The organism is Sinomonas sp. (genome assembly GCF_051955515.1).
Taxonomy (GTDB): Bacteria; Actinomycetota; Actinomycetes; order Actinomycetales; family Micrococcaceae; genus Sinomonas.
The window spans coordinates 13,762-29,611 of record NZ_JBQCGQ010000218.1 but is presented as its reverse complement, the minus strand read 5'-3'; the positions used below and the strand labels follow the sequence as shown (position 1 = coordinate 29,611).

Sequence of the window (15,850 nt, the reverse complement as noted above, 5' to 3'; positions counted from 1 at the left end):
GAAGCGAATCTCCTTCAGAACCGTGTTCGTCTGGTTCTTGCGCGCCTCGCGGGCCTTGACCGCGGCCTCGTACTTGTACTTGCCGAAGTCCATCAGCTTGCACACCGGCGGTTTCGCCTGGGGTGCTACCTCAACGAGATCAAGGTCCGACTCCGCGGCCAGACGCAGCGCGTCTTCGATACGCACGATGCCGACCTGCTCGCCAGCAGGCCCCACGAGGCGCACCTCAGGGACGCGGATTCGCTCATTGATGCGTGGATCGCTAATGTTCAAGCTCCTCAAGTAGTCAAGGTCGTGCCCGACAACGAGGAAGGCCCCCGATTGTCGGCGCAATCGGAGGCCTCAGAAGGTGGGCGTTCCTTGGCGAACGCTTGTCCGGCTGCGGTGGAACCCGCGCCAGCCAACCTGAGTACCCGGCAGCAATGCGATGCACGCCGACGCGGGTGGGAGAGAACTCCGCTTGCAAACTGTCTGTCAAGTATACAGGCTCGAAAACCCGCTCACGCGCGCCTCATCGAGGTGTTGTCAACGGGTGCCTGAATAACGACTTCCAGCCGGTCTATGCCAAGCTTATCAGCATGAGTTCGACCAACCCCAGTGCCGCCCCTTCCACTGGCGCTCACGAGGCCACTGCCGATCACGGTGCGCACGCCCACGCGGGCCCCTACGACGCGAGCGCCCAAGCGCGGGACATCGCCGAAGTCGCCGCCGTCGAGGTCATCACGACGACGGCCGTGCACCTCATGAGCGCGGCCGCAGTGAAGGTGGGCCTCGCCGACGAGGGGGACGAACTCAAGGACCTCGACGAAGCACGCAAGCTCATCACCGCCCTTGCTGGCCTCGTCACGGCCGCCGCCCCTGAGATCGGCTCGCAGCACGCTGCGCCGCTCCGGGACGGCCTCCGCTCCCTCCAGCTCGCGTTCCGCGAAGCCTCGATCATTCAGGACGAACCAGGCAAGGGCCCGGGCGAAAAGTACACGGGACCGGTCAACTAGCCGAGGTTCGTCTCGGGCGCGGTGGCGGCCCGCCGTCGTCGTACGCTCTGGGCTGCGAGGCCAGCAGCGCCGAGGATCACCCCTGCGACCCCAATTCCGGCAAATCCCGCCCAGGGTCCCGCCGCGTCGATCATCACGCCGGTGAGCGGCGAGCCCAAGGCGGTTCCCGCGGTCAGCGCCGATCCGTACCAGCCCATCGCCTCCCCGCGCCGCGACTCCTCCACCAAGGCGGCGACGGCCTCGGACGCGGCCGAGAGCGTCGGGGCGCAGAGAAGGCCCGCGGGCAACGCGAACACCGCGAGGCTCCAGACGTCGGTCGCGAAGCCCATGGGAATGGTCAGCGCAGCCAGCAGCACGAGAAGGACCAACGGGTGGATTCGGCGCTTCATCGCGCCGAAGATCAGTCCGCCGATCAGCGAGGCGAGGCACCACGCGAAGAAGACGATCCCCAGCTGCTCGCCCTGGCCCTGACCGCGCAGCACGGCCACAATGCTGACGTCCGTCCCCGAGAGGACCATCCCCGCGCCCGCGGCCACGACGAGGACGACGACAACCGCCACGGTGAGCCAGCCCAGGCCGCCGCGGGCGCGGCCCACCAGCCGCCGCAGCCCCGACGCGCCGTCGGCCTGACCGGCGGCTACCTCTGCTGGGGCGGCGCTGCCCGCGGACTCGAGGCAGGACGCCGCGTCGGAATCGTCGCACGGCTCACCGTCGGCAGCCTCTGCAGCGCCGGGCTGTCCGGAGCGAGTCGGGGGGTTGAACCACATGAGCGCAAGGCCGGAGAGGGCGGCGGAGACCCCGACCGCAGTCAGCCCGATGACGGTGGAGAGCTGGACGGCGACGAGCGCAGCGAGCGCGGGCCCCATCATGAACGTGATCTCGGTGAAGATCGAGTCGAGGGCGAAGGCCGTGCGCCGCTGCGTCGGAGTCGACATGACACCGAGCGACTGGCGGACCACCGAGAAGATGGGCAAGGCGAAGAGCCCACCGACAAGGGCAGCTACCAGCAGCCCGGGGTAGCCGAGGTGGGGGGCGATGCTCCACACCACGGCCTCGGCCACGATGGACGGAATGAGCGCGACCCTGAGGCCCACGGTGTCCACGCGTCGCCCACGCCATGGCGCTCCGAGCGCGATCCCGATGGTCAGGAGGGCCGCGACGGCGCCGGCCGCGCCATAGCCGAGGCCGAGTGTCTGGACCACGTGCAGCGTCAGCAGCACGCCGGCCGCGGAGTGCGGGAGGCGCGCCACCATGCCCACGAGCAGCAGGTTCCGCACAGGGCGCCGACGCCACAGCTGCCCGTACAGCGCGAAATCCACGCCGGTCACCTCAGTCTCTAACTGCTCAGTCCCCTCCCGCGCGGAGGGAAATCTCGATGGAGTCGACGGCCTCCGAGAAGCGTTTGCTACCGGCCAGTCGGTTGTTCAGCTCTGCCACGATGCCATGCACCGCCTCGGCAGGCAAGCCGGGAGCAAGCTCGAGGACGATCCGGAGCTCGGGACCGGGACCTCCCCCATTCAGGATGCGTCCTCCCGCATCTCGGCTCACTACCCCTCTTCCCGGTTCGAGCCGGGCCGACCGGACCGCCGACACCCCCTCGATGGCCTCCGCCACAACTGGCACGAGCGTCTCATCTCGGTACGACGGCGTCCATGGCCTCTGTTGGGCGAGCGCCCAGACGCCGGGCCGGCGAAGCACAAAGGTGGTCTCGGCACCGGGATCGAGGACGAGGAGCTCCGCCCCGTCCGACACGGCGGAGAGCGCGGCCCGCGCCGCAAAGACCGCGACGGGCCGCGCCTCGCGGTGCCAGGCCTCCAGGCGTTCGACGGAGGTGAAGACCGGGAGGGCTTTGCGGCCGTCGGGAGCGCTGAGGGTCACGAGGGCCATGTCGGCCTCCTTGTCCTCGGCAAAACCCTGCGGGCCGATGCCCCCCTCTGCGAGCGACGCCACGACCGGGACGAAGACCCTGGCGCTCGCAAGCGCTTCGTGGACGGCTTCCTCAGTCCCGCCCGAGGCGAGTGCCGCGAGGGCCGACTCGACGCGGGCGTCCGGGGCGCCGTCGTCTGCGTCGAAGCGGTGCAGCGGGTTGCCGTCGCCGGCGAGATCCCGGCCCGCCCACGGCTGCCCAGCAGAGTCGGCTGCCTCGCCGGCCCGCGCGAGGGCCGCGGCAATGTGGCCAGGGAGGTGCCGGGACGCCGGGCCTCCGGCGCCCGTCTCGCCGGCCACGTCAGCGCCGGCCGGCGACGTCGAGCGCCTCAGGGAGGGTGAACTTGCCCGCGTACAGCGCCTTGCCCACGATCGCGCCCTCGACGCCGAGCGGGACGAGCTCGCGGAGTGCCCGCAGGTCGTCGAGGCTCGAAATGCCACCGGAGGCGACCACCGGCTTGTCCGTCCGCTCGCACATCTCGCGCAGGAGGTCCACGTTCGGCCCGCGCAGCGTTCCGTCCTTGGTGACGTCGGTGACCACGTACCGTGCGCAGCCCGCATCCTCGAGGCGCGCGAGCACCTCCCAGAGGTCGCCGCCCTCCTTGGTCCAGCCGCGCGCCGCGAGCGTCGTCCCGCGGACATCGAGGCCGACGGCGATCTGGTCGCCGTAGCGCTCGATCGCGCGCGCAGTCCATTCCGGGTCTTCGAGCGCCGCCGTGCCGAGGTTGACGCGCGCGGCACCGAGCTCGAGCGCGGCCTCAAGCGACGCATCGTCCCGGATGCCGCCGGAGAGCTCGACCTTGACGGACAGCTGCCGCACCACGTCGGCGAGCAGCTCGCGGTTGCTCCCGCGGCCGAAGGCAGCATCGAGATCCACGAGGTGAACCCACTCGGCGCCGTCGTTCTGCCACGCGAGCGCGGCCTCGAGCGGCTCGCCATAGCTCGTCTCGCTCCCGGCCTCGCCCTGCACCAGCCGCACGGCCTGGCCGTCAGCCACGTCGACGGCGGGAAGCAGCTCGAGGATCGACTCGCTGGCGGTCATGCAGGATCTCCTTGAAGCAGGGCGGCCATCAGGCCGAGAGGGTGAACAGATAGGCGGCGACGAGGGCCGCGACGGCGAGGATCGCGAACGAGATCCACGTCCAGTTCGGGAGGCCCTGTCGGCGGAACGAGAAAACTCCTCCGATGAGCAGCCCCGCGAGGCCGAACAGCAGCACAGACCACATCAGGCGGGCTGCTCCGACGCTGCCGGCCGCTTGGCCTTGAGGGACGCAACCCAGTTGCGGAGCAGGCGCGCGCCGGCGTCGCCGGACTTCTCCGGGTGGAACTGGGTAGCGCAGAGGGGACCGTTCTCGACGGCCGCGATGAACGGCGCACCGTGCTCCGACCAGGTCACGAGGGGCGCGGCCATCCGCGGCTGGCTCACCTCGAAGTCCCACTTCTGCACACCGTAGGAGTGCACAAAGTAGAAGCGCTCGTCCTCGACTCCCGCGAACAGCGTGGAGCCTTCCGGCACCTCCACGGTGTTCCAGCCCATGTGCGGCACGACCTCCGCCGGCAGGAGCTCCACCGTTCCCGGCCACTCGCCCAGGCCTTCGGACTCGACGCCGTGCTCGACACCGCGCTCGAACATGATCTGGAGGCCGACGCAGATCGCCAGAACCGGGCGCCCACCCGCCACGCGACGACCGATGATGCGCAGCCCGTCAACGGCCTTGAGCTCCTTCATCACGGTTGCGAAGGCGCCGACGCCGGGGACCACGAGGCCGTCCGCGTTGAGCGCGTCCTCCGGCTTCGCGCTGAGCGTCACGGCAGCGCCGGCGCGTTCGAGCGCGCGCACTGCCGAGCGCACATTGCCGGAGCCGTAGTCGAGGACGACGACGGTCGGGCGCCCTTCGGGGTCCGGAGCCGGGCCGCCGTGGTTGCGTGAGTCGACGGCGATGCCGTTCGTCGCGTCCGTCATAGCGCCCCCTTCGTCGAGGGGATCGCGTCTCCGATCCGCGGATCGGGCTCGACCGCGGCGCGGAGGGCACGGGCGAACGCCTTGAACTGGGCCTCGACGATGTGGTGCGGATCCCGTCCGGCGAGCACGCGCATGTGCAGGCAGATGCCCGCGTGCAGGGTGATCGCCTCGAACACGTGCCGCGTGAGCGACCCCGTGAAATGGCCCCCGATGAGATGGTACTCCTGACCCGCGGGCTCGCCTGTGTGGACGAGGTAGGGCCGGCCCGAGACATCCACGACGGCGTGCGCGAGTGCCTCGTCCAGCGGCACCGTGGCCTCGCCGAAGCGGCGGATCCCGGCCTTCGTCCCGAGGGCCTGCTTGAGCACTTCGCCGAAGGTGATCGCGATGTCCTCGACCGTGTGGTGCACGTCGATGTGCGTGTCCCCCGTCGCCTTCACCGTGAGGTCGATGAGCGAATGCTTGGCGAGCGCCGTGAGCATGTGGTCGTAGAACGGGACGCTGCTGGAGATGTCCGAACGCCCGGTTCCGTCAAGGTTGATCTCCACCAGGACGGACGACTCGGAGGTGGTGCGCTCCATCCGTGCGGTCCGCGATACGCGAGGCACGGTCTGCAGCTCGGTGCTCATGGGTGTACGTCCTTCAATGAGGTGATGCTGAGGGGACTTGACTATTCTACGGGCCGGGATCAGGCGGGCTCGGCGAGCAGTTCTTCGAGTCGGGCGAGGAACGCGGAGGTTTCCTCCTCAGTCCCCGCCGTAACGCGGAGGCTGCCCGGGATTCCGACATCGCGGACCAGTACGCCCGCCTCCAGAAGACCCCTCCACACCCGCTGCGGATCGTCGAGACCCGTGAAGAAGACAAAGTTCGAATCGGACGCTGCGGGCTTGAGCCCGAGCCGCACGAGTTCCTTGACGATCCTGTCCCGCTGGTGCTTGATCTCCTCGACCTCGGACATGAGCGAGGCACGATGCTGGAGGGCGGCAAGCGCGGTGGCCTGAGTCACGGCGGAGAGGTGGTAAGGGAGCCGGACGAGCCGGAGCGCGTCGATGACCTCGGTCGCCGCCGCGAGATAGCCCAGACGCGCGCCGGCGAGGGCAAAGGCTTTGCTCATGGTGCGGCTCACCACGAGCCGTGGGCGTCCCGGAAGCAGGCTCAGCGCGCTCTGCGTGCCGAGCTGCGCGAATTCGGCGTACGCCTCATCGACGATCACGATCGCCTGGCTGGCCTCGCCGGCTTCGTACACCGCTTCGACGACGTCGAGGCCGAGGGCCGTTCCGGTGGGGTTGTTCGGGGAGCAGAGGAATACGATGTTCGCTCCGAGTTCGCGCACCTGACGCGCCGCCGAGTCGGCGGTGAGCTCATAGTCCTCTCCGCGCTCCCCTTTGAGGTACGCCGTCCCGGTCCCCGCGGCGAGCAGGGGGTACATCGAATAGGTCGGGGGGAAGCCGAGCGCGGTGCGCCCCGGACCTCCGAACGCTTGGAGGAGCTGCTGGAGGACTTCGTTCGAGCCGTTTGCCGCCCAGACCTGGTCGGCGATCAGACCATGGCCGAGGTACTCCGCCAGTGCGGTGCGAAGCGCAGTGAATTCGCGGTCCGGGTAGCGGTTGAGCCCCGCAACGGCCTCGCGCACCGCCTCCGTGATGGCCTCCTGCACGTCCTCCGGGACTCCATGCGTGTTCTCATTCACGTTCAGCATGATGGGGACGTCCAGCTGCGGGGCCCCGTAAGGGTGCTGTCCACGCAGATCTTCGCGAAGCGGGAGGCGAGCGAGCCGCTCTTCGGGGGTCGGATTCACCGTTCAAGCCTACGCCGGAAGGGTGCTGGCACCCGCATCGATGAAGGCTTGCGGCGCCTATCCCTCGCGCGGGACGAGCAGCTGCTGGCCGGGAAGCACCCGGGCGGAGTCGAGGCCATTGAGTTCGACGATCTCCCCGATGACCACCCGCGGGTCCCGATCCGGGGCGTACTGGGCCGCGACGGACCAGAGGGATTGGCCCTGCTGGACCGTGATCTGCACCGTCTGGGTCTGAACCGGCGCGCTGTCTCCGGCCCGCGCCGGCGAGAGCATGGCTGTGAGACCCGCCAACAGCAGGATGGACGCCACGAACACCGGGAATGCGATCAGGACGAGACGGCCGCGGCGCGTGAGCCGGAGTCGGGGCGCCACTGGAGCTGCGGCGAACGGTGCTGCGAATGCCTGTGCCACTGTTCTTCCTCCTCGGGAAGGTCTTCGAATATGTCTTCGAATCATCCGAGAACACTTTTAGCACCTCTCAACGAATCGTGTCCAGACTCGATAGAACACATGTTTGAAAGGCGACCTCGTGTCCCCTACGGTGGAATCAGCATCCGGCGGGGCACCGACAAAATAAGCGGGAGGAACTTTCCATGGCAGGAGTTGCGAGGGCAGCAAAGGGTCTGACGGTCCGTCAGCGGAAGATCCTCGAGACCATCCAGCGCTCCGTCCAGACAAAGGGCTACCCGCCCTCCATGCGCGAGATCGGCGACACGGTGGGGCTCGCGAGCCTCTCGAGCGTGACCCATCAGCTTGCCCAGCTGGAGAAGCTCGGCTACCTGCGGCGTGACCCGAAGCGTCCTCGCGCCATGGAGGTGCTCATGCCGCTGAGCCTGGATGAGGGTCCGCTGACCCTCGAGGTCGAGCGCAAGGAAGCCCTTCTCGGCGTCGGCGGCATCACCGTCGAGGACATGGCGAGTGCCGCCGACACGGCGATGGTGCCACTCGTCGGACGCATCGCGGCCGGTGGTCCGATCCTCGCCGACCAGGTCGTCGAAGACGTGATGCCGCTCCCCCGCCAGCTCGTCGGCTATGGCGAGCTCTTCATGCTCAAGGTCAAGGGCGACTCAATGATCGATGCCGCCATCTGCGACGGCGACTGGGTGGTGGTGCGGCGCCAGAACGACGCCGAGAACGGCGACATCGTGGCCGCGCTCCTCGATGACGAGGCGACGGTCAAGACCTTCCGCCAGCGGGATGGCCACACCTGGCTCCTGCCGCAGAACACGCGCTACGAGCCGATCCTCGGCGACCACGCCACGATCATGGGTCGCGTGGTCTCCGTCCTGCGGTCCGTCTGACCTCGGCCTAAGCCCTTGCCCGCCCCGCCGCTGCGAGGCGTTCGAGGGCTTGGAGCACTACCGCGCGGTCTGTCGTGCCCCACAGGGGCGGCAGGGCGGAGCGCAGGAAGGCGCCGTAGCGTTCGGTGGCAAGCCGCGAATCGAGCACCGCAACCACGCCGCGGTCCTCCGTCGAGCGGATCAGCCGCCCCGCGCCCTGAGCCAGCCGGACGGCGGCGTGCGAGGCAGAGACGCTCATGAAGCCGTTCCCCCCGGCCTGCGCCACGGCACGGGAGCGCGCCGTCGTCAGCGGGTCGTCGGGGCGGGGGAAGGGAATGCGGTCGATCACCACGAGCCGGCACGCGTGGCCGGGCACGTCGACCCCCTGCCAGAGCGACATCGTTCCGAAGAGGCAGGTATCCGGCTCATCCGAGAACTGACGAACCAGCGCGCTCATGGACGACTCGCCCTGGCAGAGGATCTGCACGTCGAGCCTTCCGCGCAGCTCCTCGGCCGCCTCCTCAGCCGCCCGCCGCGAGGAGAAAAGGCACAGTGCGCCCCCGGAGGACGCCCGGATGAGAGCCTCGAGCTCATCGACCGCCTCGCGCGACAGGCCCCTTCCGGGCTTGGGAAGGTGCTTCGCCACGTACAGCATCCCCTGCTTCGGGTAATCAAAGGGGGACCCGACATCGACGCCGGTCCAGCTCGGCGCCCCGGCTCCCAGAAGGCCGAGTCCGCCCGCGGCCGGTTCGAAGGCCGCGCCGATCGCCAGCGTGGCCGAGGTCAGCACCACCGTATGGCCGGCAAAGAGCCCGTCACGGAGCCGTCCGCCCACGTTGAGGGGAGCAATGCTCAGCGTGGCCGGCGCGTCGTCGGCCGGTGACGAGTACCCGGTGGCGGGATCGAACGTGCCGGCCCTCGAGACCCAGACGACCTCACCGTTGGCCTCTGCGTCCAGCATCCGCTCACAGCACTCGAGGATTGCTTGGAGCCGAGACCGAGCCATCTGCCTCCCCCCGTCCGCCGACTGTCCCTCGCCCGGCTTCGAATCGGAGAGGGCCACGCGCGAAGCGTCGCGGACCAGTTCCACGGCCTGGGCGAGCTCCTCCGAAAGCCCTCGTGCGAGGAGTCCGCTGGGGATGCCCGCGAGCGCGAGGTCCAGCTGAGCCGCGGCGGACTGCAGGGCTTCGGCGGTGATCCCACAATGCTTCCGCGCGCTCGAGGCGGCCCCGGCCGCCATCGCGGCCGAAAGCTGCGCGCTGACCGCGCCGGTCACCCTGTCCTGGAGCTCATGCGCCTCGTCGACCACCACCACGTCGTACTCGGGGAGCACGTTGAGGCCTTCGAAGGCGTTGATCGCGAGCATCGCGTGGTTCGTCACCACAATGTCCGCCTCCGCGCCCCGCTGCCTCGCGAGCTCGCTGAAGCATTCGGCGGCAAGGGGACACCTCTGGGCGCCGAGGCATTCAAGGGCCGTCACCGACACCTGGCGCCATGCCCTGTCCGTCACGCCGGGGACGAGGTCGTCCCGATCGCCGGTCTCTGTCTCCTCGGCCCACTCGCGCAGCCGCTTGACCTCGCGCCCGAGCTGAGTAGTTGGGCCGCCTCCGGCAGGATGTGCGACGGCGAGATCCTCGCCGAGCGCGAACAGCGAGCCGTCGGCGCCGTCCTCGGACGGGAACCCGCCAGAGAGCTTGTGCTTGCACAGGTAGTTCGACCGGCCCTTGACGAGCGCGACATCGACGGGATGGTCAAGCTCGCCCTCGATGGCGCCCAGGAGGCGCGGAAGGTCGCGGCCGACGACCTGCGCTTGCAGCGCAAGCGTCGCCGTGGCCACGACCGCAGGCCTCCCGCTCTCCTGGGCGTGCGCAATCAGTGGAACGAGGTACGCGAGGGATTTGCCGGTGCCAGTGCCGGCCTGGACCAACAGGTGCTTGCCCTCGTCGATGGCCTTGGCCACCTGCCTGGTCATCTCGTGCTGCCCGTCCCGCTGCTGGCCGCCCATCGCGCTGACCGCGACGTCCAGCAGCCGGACGGCCGTCTCCCCCGCCTCAGTCATGAATCGCGAACGGCTCCAACTCAGCGACGAACTCGGGGCGGACCACCACGTGAGCGAGCGTCCCGTCCGCGGTGTGCTCGAGCGAATGGATCTCGGCACTGCTGTCGTGCAGACGGCTCAGCAGGTCGCCCCTGTTGTACGGGAGGAGCACGGTGAGCGCGACATTCGGGCGTGGGATGGCGGCGCTGATCGCTTGCTTGAGGTCATCGATGCCCTGCCCAGTCCTCGCGGAAACCACGACGTGACGGGGTTCATGCTGGCGCAGCCGCTCGAGGACGAACGGGTCCGCGGCGTCAGCCTTGTTGAGCACGATGATCTCGGGGATCTTGCGCGCGTCCACCTCGGTGAGAACCTCCCTCACCGCCGCGATCTGGCCCTCGGGGTCGGGATGGGAAGCATCGACCACGTGCAGGATCAGATCGGCGTCGGCCACCTCCTCGAGGGTCGAGCGGAACGCCTCGACGAGCTGCGTCGGCAGGGACCGCACGAAGCCGACGGTGTCCGAGATGGTGTACGGGAGCCCGTCGGGCGTCTCGGCACGTCGGACGGTCGGATCGAGAGTCGCGAAAAGGGCGTTCTCGACGAGCACACCGGCATCGGTCAGCCGGTTCAGGAGGGACGACTTTCCCGCGTTCGTGTAGCCCGCGATCGCCACCGACGGGATCTCGGTCCGCTTTCGATTCGCCCGCTTCGTCTCCCGCGCGGGCTTCATCCCGGCGATCTCCCGCCGAAGCTTCGACATGCGGGTGCGAATCCGGCGGCGATCGAGTTCGATCTTGGTCTCGCCAGGGCCACGTGATCCGATCCCGCCGCCCGCGGCGCCGACGCGCCCGCCGGCCTGTCGGGACATCGATTCGCCCCAACCGCGCAGTCGCGGGAGCAGGTACTCGAGCTGGGCGAGCTCGACCTGCGCCTTGCCCTCGCGGCTCTTGGCATGCTGGGCGAAGATGTCGAGGATCAGCGCCGTCCGGTCGATCACCTTGACCTTGACGATGTCCTCGAGGCCACGCCGCTGGGACGGCGACAGCTCCGAGTCGACGATCACCGTATCGGCGCCCGTGGCGTAGACGATGTCCTTGAGCTCCTGCGCTTTACCGGAGCCGAGGAAGGTCCCGGCATCCGGCTTGAGTCGCCGCTGCACCACGCCGTCCAGGACCTCCGAGCCAGCCGTCTCTGCGAGTGCCGCGAGCTCCTGGAGCGAGTTCTCGGCGTCCTCGAGCGTTCCTTCGCTCCACAGGCCGGCGAGAACCACGCGCTCGAGCCGCAGCTGCCGGTACTCGACTTCGGTGACGTCCTCGAGTTCGGTCGAGAGGCCAGCCACGCGCCGCAGGGCGCGGCGTTCCTCGAGGTCGCGCTGCTCGCCGTCGTAGTCGCTGTGCTCGTTGTCGACGTCCGAGAGGGCGAGGGCCTTGCCGCTCGTCATTCCCGTACGCCGTGCGGACGGGGCGGAGTCGCCGTCGTCCGCGGCCCGCTTCCCCGCGCCCTTTGCCGCCGCGGCTTCCTCTTTCGCGAGGATGCGGTCGATAACCGCCTGAATGTCCTGTGCGCTCAGGTCCTGCGGCTGGGGTTCGGGCGCGGATTGCTGGTTGGTCATGTTCTCCTTCGTGAGGGACTCGTTTCCAGAATAGTTCTGAGGGGTGACAGAAGAGAGATCTCGCAGATGGCGTCTCAAAAGAATGCTTTCCTGTTGAGCCCGGCCGGACAGAGGTCGACGGCGGGCAGGGGCCGGCAGAGAGATGATCGGCTACTTGAACAGGCGCATGGATCTATTCTACTTGATCATGGAGTCCGCCCACTATTTCAACGCCCAACCCAACGTGCCCGACGTTCGGCGACCGCTCGCCGTCGTGCTCGACGGCGAAGAGCGCATCCTCGAGACCTCGCCCGGAATCTTCAGCCCCGACGGGGTGGACAAGGGCACGGCGGTGCTCCTCGATGAGGCCCCCGACCCCGCTCCCGAGGGCCATCTGCTCGATATCGGCTGCGGGTGGGGTCCCATCGCCCTCACGATGGCGCTGCGCTCCCCCGATGCGACCGTGCACGCGGTGGACGTGAACGAGCGGAGCCTGGCCTTGACCGAGTCCAACGCGCTGCGACTTGGACTCGGCAATGTCCGCACGGCACTCCCCGACGACGTCCCACCGGAGGTGCGCTTCGCCACCATCTGGTCGAACCCGCCCATCCGCATCGGCAAAGAGGCGCTCCACGGGCTCCTGCTGCGCTGGCTGCCCCGCCTCGCAGTCGGCGGCGAGGCCTGGCTCGTGGTGCAGAAGAACCTCGGTGCGGACTCGCTTCAGCGCTGGCTGGTCGACGAGCTCGGGGATGCGTACGACGTCGGCCGCGAGGCGTCGTCGAAAGGCTTCAGAATCCTTCGGGTGACCCGAGCGCGAGAGAAATAAAGCGCGGCTATCCGATGGCGCCGTGGGCGACGATCACCGCCGGCCCACTCAGTTCCACGTGCTCCGCACCCTCGGTTCCGGTGACGAAGGCGACGTGGACGGTCCCCCCGGGAACCCGTATGTCCCAGCGGTTCGGCGCGCCAGCCCCGGCCCAATGACGAATTGCCACGGCGGCGGCGCACGCCCCGGTGCCGCACGACTGGGTCTCGCCCACCCCGCGTTCGTGGACGCGCATCGCAATGCTCCCCACGCCGTCCCGCACGAGGGGTTCGGCCGGCACCACGAACTCGACGTTCGTTCCGTGCGGCGGAACCGGCTCGACAACCGGTGCTGAGAAGAGGCGGAGCCGCTCGAGTTCGGCTTCCTCGGCGAGCGCGACCACGGTATGGGGGTTGCCCATGCTCACGCTCAGAGCAGGCCGCGAGACGTCGAGCCCGTCGGCCGTCACGAGGGAATCTCCGGCCTCGGCCTCGGCCTGGGCGGGATGGATGAACTCCCACGGCCCCATGTCCACGGCGAAGCCGCCCTCGCGGCGCTCCACGCGCTTGATCCCCGCACGGGTTCCCACGGGCAGGATCTCGCCGGGGTCAAGCGAGGCGAGTCCCTGGTCGAGGAGGAACGCGACGAAGACCCGCACCCCGTTGCCGCACATCTCCGACACCGAGCCGTCGGCGTTGCGGTAGTCCATGAACCACACCGCGCCCGGGTCCTCCGCCAGGAGTTCGCGCCCTTCCTCGAGGTGCTCGGACCGGATCGCGCGGATGAGACCGTCGGCGCCGATGCCGAGGTGCCGGTCGCAGAGGGCGGCCACTTCCTGGGGCGCGATGTCCCGGGCTCCGTCCGGATCGGCGACCAGGACGAAGTCGTTGCCGGTCCCGTGTCCCTTCGCGAACGGTACCCCGGTGAGGGAGGCGAGGGGATTGTGGGCAGGCGCGGCGAGGGAATCCTGGGCGGCGGTCATGCGTCTAGGATACCGAGCGGCCCAGGAGGTCCAGGGCGGCCTCGGTCACGTCGGTCGCCAGCGCGTCGAACCACTGCACCCGCGGGTCTGCCTTGAACCAGGTGACCTGACGGCGCGCAAACTGTCTGGTCGCGACGATGGTCTGCTCGGCCGCCTGCTCCGTAGCTGCGTCGCCATCGAGCACCCGGAGGAACTGGGCATAGCCGAGGGCCCGCGAGGCCGTCTTGCCCTCCCTCAGCCCCTGCGCATCGAGCCGAGCCACCTCATCGATGAGCCCTGCCTCGACCATCCGGTGCACCCGTGCCGCCAAGCGCCCGTGGAGCACTGCCCGGTCCATGTCCAGCCCGATCTGAACGGTCGGCTGCACGTACTCGCGGCGTGGCATGTAGGCGCTGAACGGCCTGCCAGTCACCTCGTAGACCTCGAGCGCGCGGATGATCCGCCGGGCATCGTTGAGCCGTTCGGCCGAGACAGGATCCAGCTCCGCGAGCCGCCGGGCCAGGGTGCTGACGCCCTCACTCTCCGCCTCGGACTCGAGCCGTGCCCGGACGGCGGGGTCAGTGCCGGGGAACTCGACCACGTCAAGGGCGGCCCGCACATACAGGCCGGACCCCCCCGCCAGGATGGCGCGTTTGCCTCGCGAATGGATGTCCTCGATGGCCGCGCGGGCAGCCGTCTGAAACGCCGAGACGCTGGCCTCTTCCCGGACGTCGAGGATGTCCAGCAGGTGATGCGGGACTCCTTTTCGTTCGGCGACTGAGAGCTTCGCCGTCCCGATGTCCATGCCACGATAGAACTGCATGGCGTCGGTGTTCACAACTTCCCCGCCGAGCCTGAGCGCGAGTTCGACGGCCAGATCCGATTTCCCGGTGCCGGTGGGTCCGACGATGGCGATCACCGGACGTGTGGTCTCGCCGGATGCCACCGACTAGCCTGCGCGCGCAGGAAGCGAGGGCATCCCGAGGCTCACGGCGCGCATCGCGCCAGCTCCGCCTGCCGCCGCACCCGTCGCGGGTACCCCGCAGGATTCGGCCTGGGCCCGGTCCCACGCATCGCCGGCGCGGGAGCGCCGCACGGAGTACTGCTCAATGCGCGGGTCCGCGATCAGGTGATGGGGTGCCGCATCGGTCACGGTGAGGGTCACGAGGTCTCCAGGGCGTGGCTCCTCGGCGCTTTCCGGGACGCTGAAGTGCACCAGACGATGGTCCTTCGCCCGACCTGAAAGGCGATGCGTCTCCCCCGACTTGCGCCCGCTCTGTGCCGTCACCATGAGCTCGACCTCACGTCCGACCTGCCTCGCGTTCTCCTCGCCGGAGATCCGCTCCTGCAGTTCGATCAGCCGCTCGTAGCGCTCCTGCACCAGTGCCTTGGGGAGCTGGTCCGGCATCTCAGCCGCCGGGGTGCCGGGTCGCTTGGAGTACTGGAAGGTGAAGGCGCTCGAGAAGCGCGAGCGCTCCACGACGTCGAGCGTCGCCTGAAAGTCCTCTTCGGTTTCGCCGGGGAACCCGACGATGATGTCCGTGGTGATGGCAGCGCCGGGAATCCGCTCCCGGACGCGGTCCAGGATCCCGAGGAATTTTGTCGAGCGGTAGGAGCGACGCATCGCTCGAAGGAGCCTGTCGGATCCGGACTGCAGCGGCATGTGGAGCTGCGGCATCACGTTGGGGGTCTCTGCCATTGCGTCGATGACGTCGTCGGTGAAGGCGGCCGGGTGGGGGCTCGTGAAGCGAACGCGCTCGAGTCCCTTGATCTCTCCACACGCCCGCAGGAGCTTGCCGAATGCCAGCCGGTCGCCGAACTCCACGCCGTAGGAGTTCACATTCTGGCCCAGCAGCGTGACCTCGATTGCGCCGTCGTCCACGAGGGCCTGCACCTCGGCCAGGATCTCGCCAGGGCGCCGGTCCCGCTCCTTCCCGCGGAGGCTCGGCACGATGCAGAAGGTGCAGGTGTTGTTGCAGCCCACCGAGATGGACACCCAGCCGCTGTACACCGAGTCGCGCTTGGTGGGCAGAGTCGAGGGGAAGACGTCGAGCGACTCGAGGATCTCGAGCTGAGCCTCGTGATTGTGGCGCGACCTCTCCAGCAGGGCAGGAAGTGCGCCGACGTTGTGGGTTCCGAAGACCGCGTCAACCCAAGGCGCCTTCTCGAGGATCGTCTCGCGGTCCTTCTGCGCGAGGCACCCGCCGACCGCGATCTGCATCCCGGGATGCTGATCCTTGACAGGCCGGAGCTGGCCAAGGTTGCCGTAGAGCCGGTTGTCCGCGTTCTCGCGCACGGCACATGTGTTGAAGACGACGACGTCCGGCTCAGCGCCTTCCTGCGCGGGGACGTACCCCGCTGCCTCCAGGAGGCCGGACATTCGCTCTGAGTCGTGAACGTTCATCTGGCAGCCGAAGGTGCGCACCTCGTAGCTGCGGGGGCTGCTCTCGTCGATGGTGGAACTCACCTATCAAGGTTACCGGCACCGTC

17 protein-coding genes are annotated in these 15,850 nt (G+C 68.9%); 3 read left to right on the top strand and 14 right to left on the bottom strand.

The genetic code is table 11. The annotated features are described in order from the left end of the window. Window positions 1-267: translation initiation factor IF-3 (gene infC, locus ACTHL9_RS12995; RefSeq protein WP_440519646.1), on the bottom strand; the 267-nt coding region annotated here is incomplete at its 3' end. A gap of 311 nt (window positions 268-578) precedes the next feature. Here infC and ACTHL9_RS12990 point away from each other — a divergent pair. Continuing rightward, complete coding sequence (locus ACTHL9_RS12990; RefSeq protein ID WP_440519644.1) at window positions 579-995, top strand: DUF1844 domain-containing protein; 417 nt, start codon at window positions 579-581, stop codon at window positions 993-995. Here ACTHL9_RS12990 and ACTHL9_RS12985 read toward each other — a convergent pair. The 8 genes from ACTHL9_RS12985 to ACTHL9_RS12950 are packed head-to-tail and all read right to left on the bottom strand — an operon-like array spanning window position 992 to window position 7,093. Further along, on the bottom strand, window positions 992-2,314 hold the full coding sequence (locus ACTHL9_RS12985) for an MFS transporter (protein ID WP_440519642.1): 1,323 nt from the start codon (window positions 2,312-2,314) through the stop codon (window positions 992-994). The genes ACTHL9_RS12990 and ACTHL9_RS12985 overlap by 4 nt on opposite strands. A gap of 25 nt (window positions 2,315-2,339) precedes the next feature. Beyond that, window positions 2,340-3,221: an SseB family protein gene (locus ACTHL9_RS12980; protein ID WP_440519641.1), complete on the bottom strand. Its 882-nt coding sequence runs from the start codon at window positions 3,219-3,221 to the stop codon at window positions 2,340-2,342. 1 nt (window position 3,222) lies between these two features. Then, window positions 3,223-3,963: a bifunctional 1-(5-phosphoribosyl)-5-((5-phosphoribosylamino)methylideneamino)imidazole-4-carboxamide isomerase/phosphoribosylanthranilate isomerase PriA gene (priA, locus tag ACTHL9_RS12975; RefSeq protein WP_440519639.1), complete on the bottom strand. Its 741-nt coding sequence runs from the start codon at window positions 3,961-3,963 to the stop codon at window positions 3,223-3,225. Between the two features lie 28 nt (window positions 3,964-3,991). After that, on the bottom strand, window positions 3,992-4,147 hold the full coding sequence (locus ACTHL9_RS12970) for a hypothetical protein (RefSeq protein ID WP_440519638.1): 156 nt from the start codon (window positions 4,145-4,147) through the stop codon (window positions 3,992-3,994). After that, on the bottom strand, window positions 4,147-4,884 hold the full coding sequence (gene hisH, locus ACTHL9_RS12965) for an imidazole glycerol phosphate synthase subunit HisH (RefSeq protein ID WP_440519636.1): 738 nt from the start codon (window positions 4,882-4,884) through the stop codon (window positions 4,147-4,149). Before hisH ends, ACTHL9_RS12970 begins: the two co-directional genes overlap by 1 nt. Continuing rightward, window positions 4,881-5,513: an imidazoleglycerol-phosphate dehydratase HisB gene (hisB, locus tag ACTHL9_RS12960; protein WP_138418561.1), complete on the bottom strand. Its 633-nt coding sequence runs from the start codon at window positions 5,511-5,513 to the stop codon at window positions 4,881-4,883. Before hisB ends, hisH begins: the two co-directional genes overlap by 4 nt. A 59-nt stretch (window positions 5,514-5,572) precedes the next feature. Beyond that, a complete protein-coding gene (locus tag ACTHL9_RS12955; RefSeq protein WP_440519634.1) occupies window positions 5,573-6,682 on the bottom strand; it encodes a histidinol-phosphate transaminase in 1,110 nt (369 codons plus the stop codon). 57 nt (window positions 6,683-6,739) lie between these two features. Further along, window positions 6,740-7,093, bottom strand: a complete 354-nt coding sequence (locus ACTHL9_RS12950) for a LysM peptidoglycan-binding domain-containing protein (protein WP_440519632.1) — start codon at window positions 7,091-7,093, stop codon at window positions 6,740-6,742. A gap of 182 nt (window positions 7,094-7,275) precedes the next feature. On the opposite strand from ACTHL9_RS12950, the gene lexA reads away from it, so the two are divergent. Continuing rightward, entirely contained in the window at window positions 7,276-7,983 is a 708-nt protein-coding gene (gene lexA, locus ACTHL9_RS12945; protein ID WP_440519630.1) for a transcriptional repressor LexA, read from the top strand. Between the two features lie 7 nt (window positions 7,984-7,990). On the opposite strand, the gene ACTHL9_RS12940 is transcribed toward lexA, so the two are convergent. Then, window positions 7,991-10,021, bottom strand: a complete 2,031-nt coding sequence (locus tag ACTHL9_RS12940; protein ID WP_440519628.1) for an ATP-dependent DNA helicase — start codon at window positions 10,019-10,021, stop codon at window positions 7,991-7,993. Beyond that, entirely contained in the window at window positions 10,014-11,615 is a 1,602-nt protein-coding gene (hflX, locus tag ACTHL9_RS12935) for a GTPase HflX (RefSeq protein ID WP_440519627.1), read from the bottom strand. Before hflX ends, ACTHL9_RS12940 begins: the two co-directional genes overlap by 8 nt. A 187-nt stretch (window positions 11,616-11,802) precedes the next feature. Here hflX and ACTHL9_RS12930 point away from each other — a divergent pair, with 187 nt between their 5' ends. Continuing rightward, complete coding sequence (locus ACTHL9_RS12930; RefSeq protein WP_440519625.1) at window positions 11,803-12,420, top strand: class I SAM-dependent methyltransferase; 618 nt, start codon at window positions 11,803-11,805, stop codon at window positions 12,418-12,420. A 7-nt stretch (window positions 12,421-12,427) separates the two neighbouring features. Here ACTHL9_RS12930 and dapF read toward each other — a convergent pair whose 3' ends face one another. Genes dapF through miaB form a run of 3 tightly spaced genes read right to left on the bottom strand, consistent with a single transcriptional unit; the run spans window position 12,428 to window position 15,827 of the window. Next, the gene (gene dapF, locus ACTHL9_RS12925) at window positions 12,428-13,381 is read right to left on the bottom strand and encodes a diaminopimelate epimerase (protein WP_440519623.1); all 954 of its coding nucleotides are present in this window, start codon (window positions 13,379-13,381) and stop codon (window positions 12,428-12,430) included. Window positions 13,382-13,385: 4 nt separating this feature from the next. Then, on the bottom strand, window positions 13,386-14,306 hold the full coding sequence (gene miaA / locus ACTHL9_RS12920) for a tRNA (adenosine(37)-N6)-dimethylallyltransferase MiaA (protein ID WP_440519622.1): 921 nt from the start codon (window positions 14,304-14,306) through the stop codon (window positions 13,386-13,388). Between the two features lie 3 nt (window positions 14,307-14,309). Beyond that, complete coding sequence (miaB, locus tag ACTHL9_RS12915; protein ID WP_440519620.1) at window positions 14,310-15,827, bottom strand: tRNA (N6-isopentenyl adenosine(37)-C2)-methylthiotransferase MiaB; 1,518 nt, start codon at window positions 15,825-15,827, stop codon at window positions 14,310-14,312. Window positions 15,828-15,850: the final 23 nt, after the last annotated feature.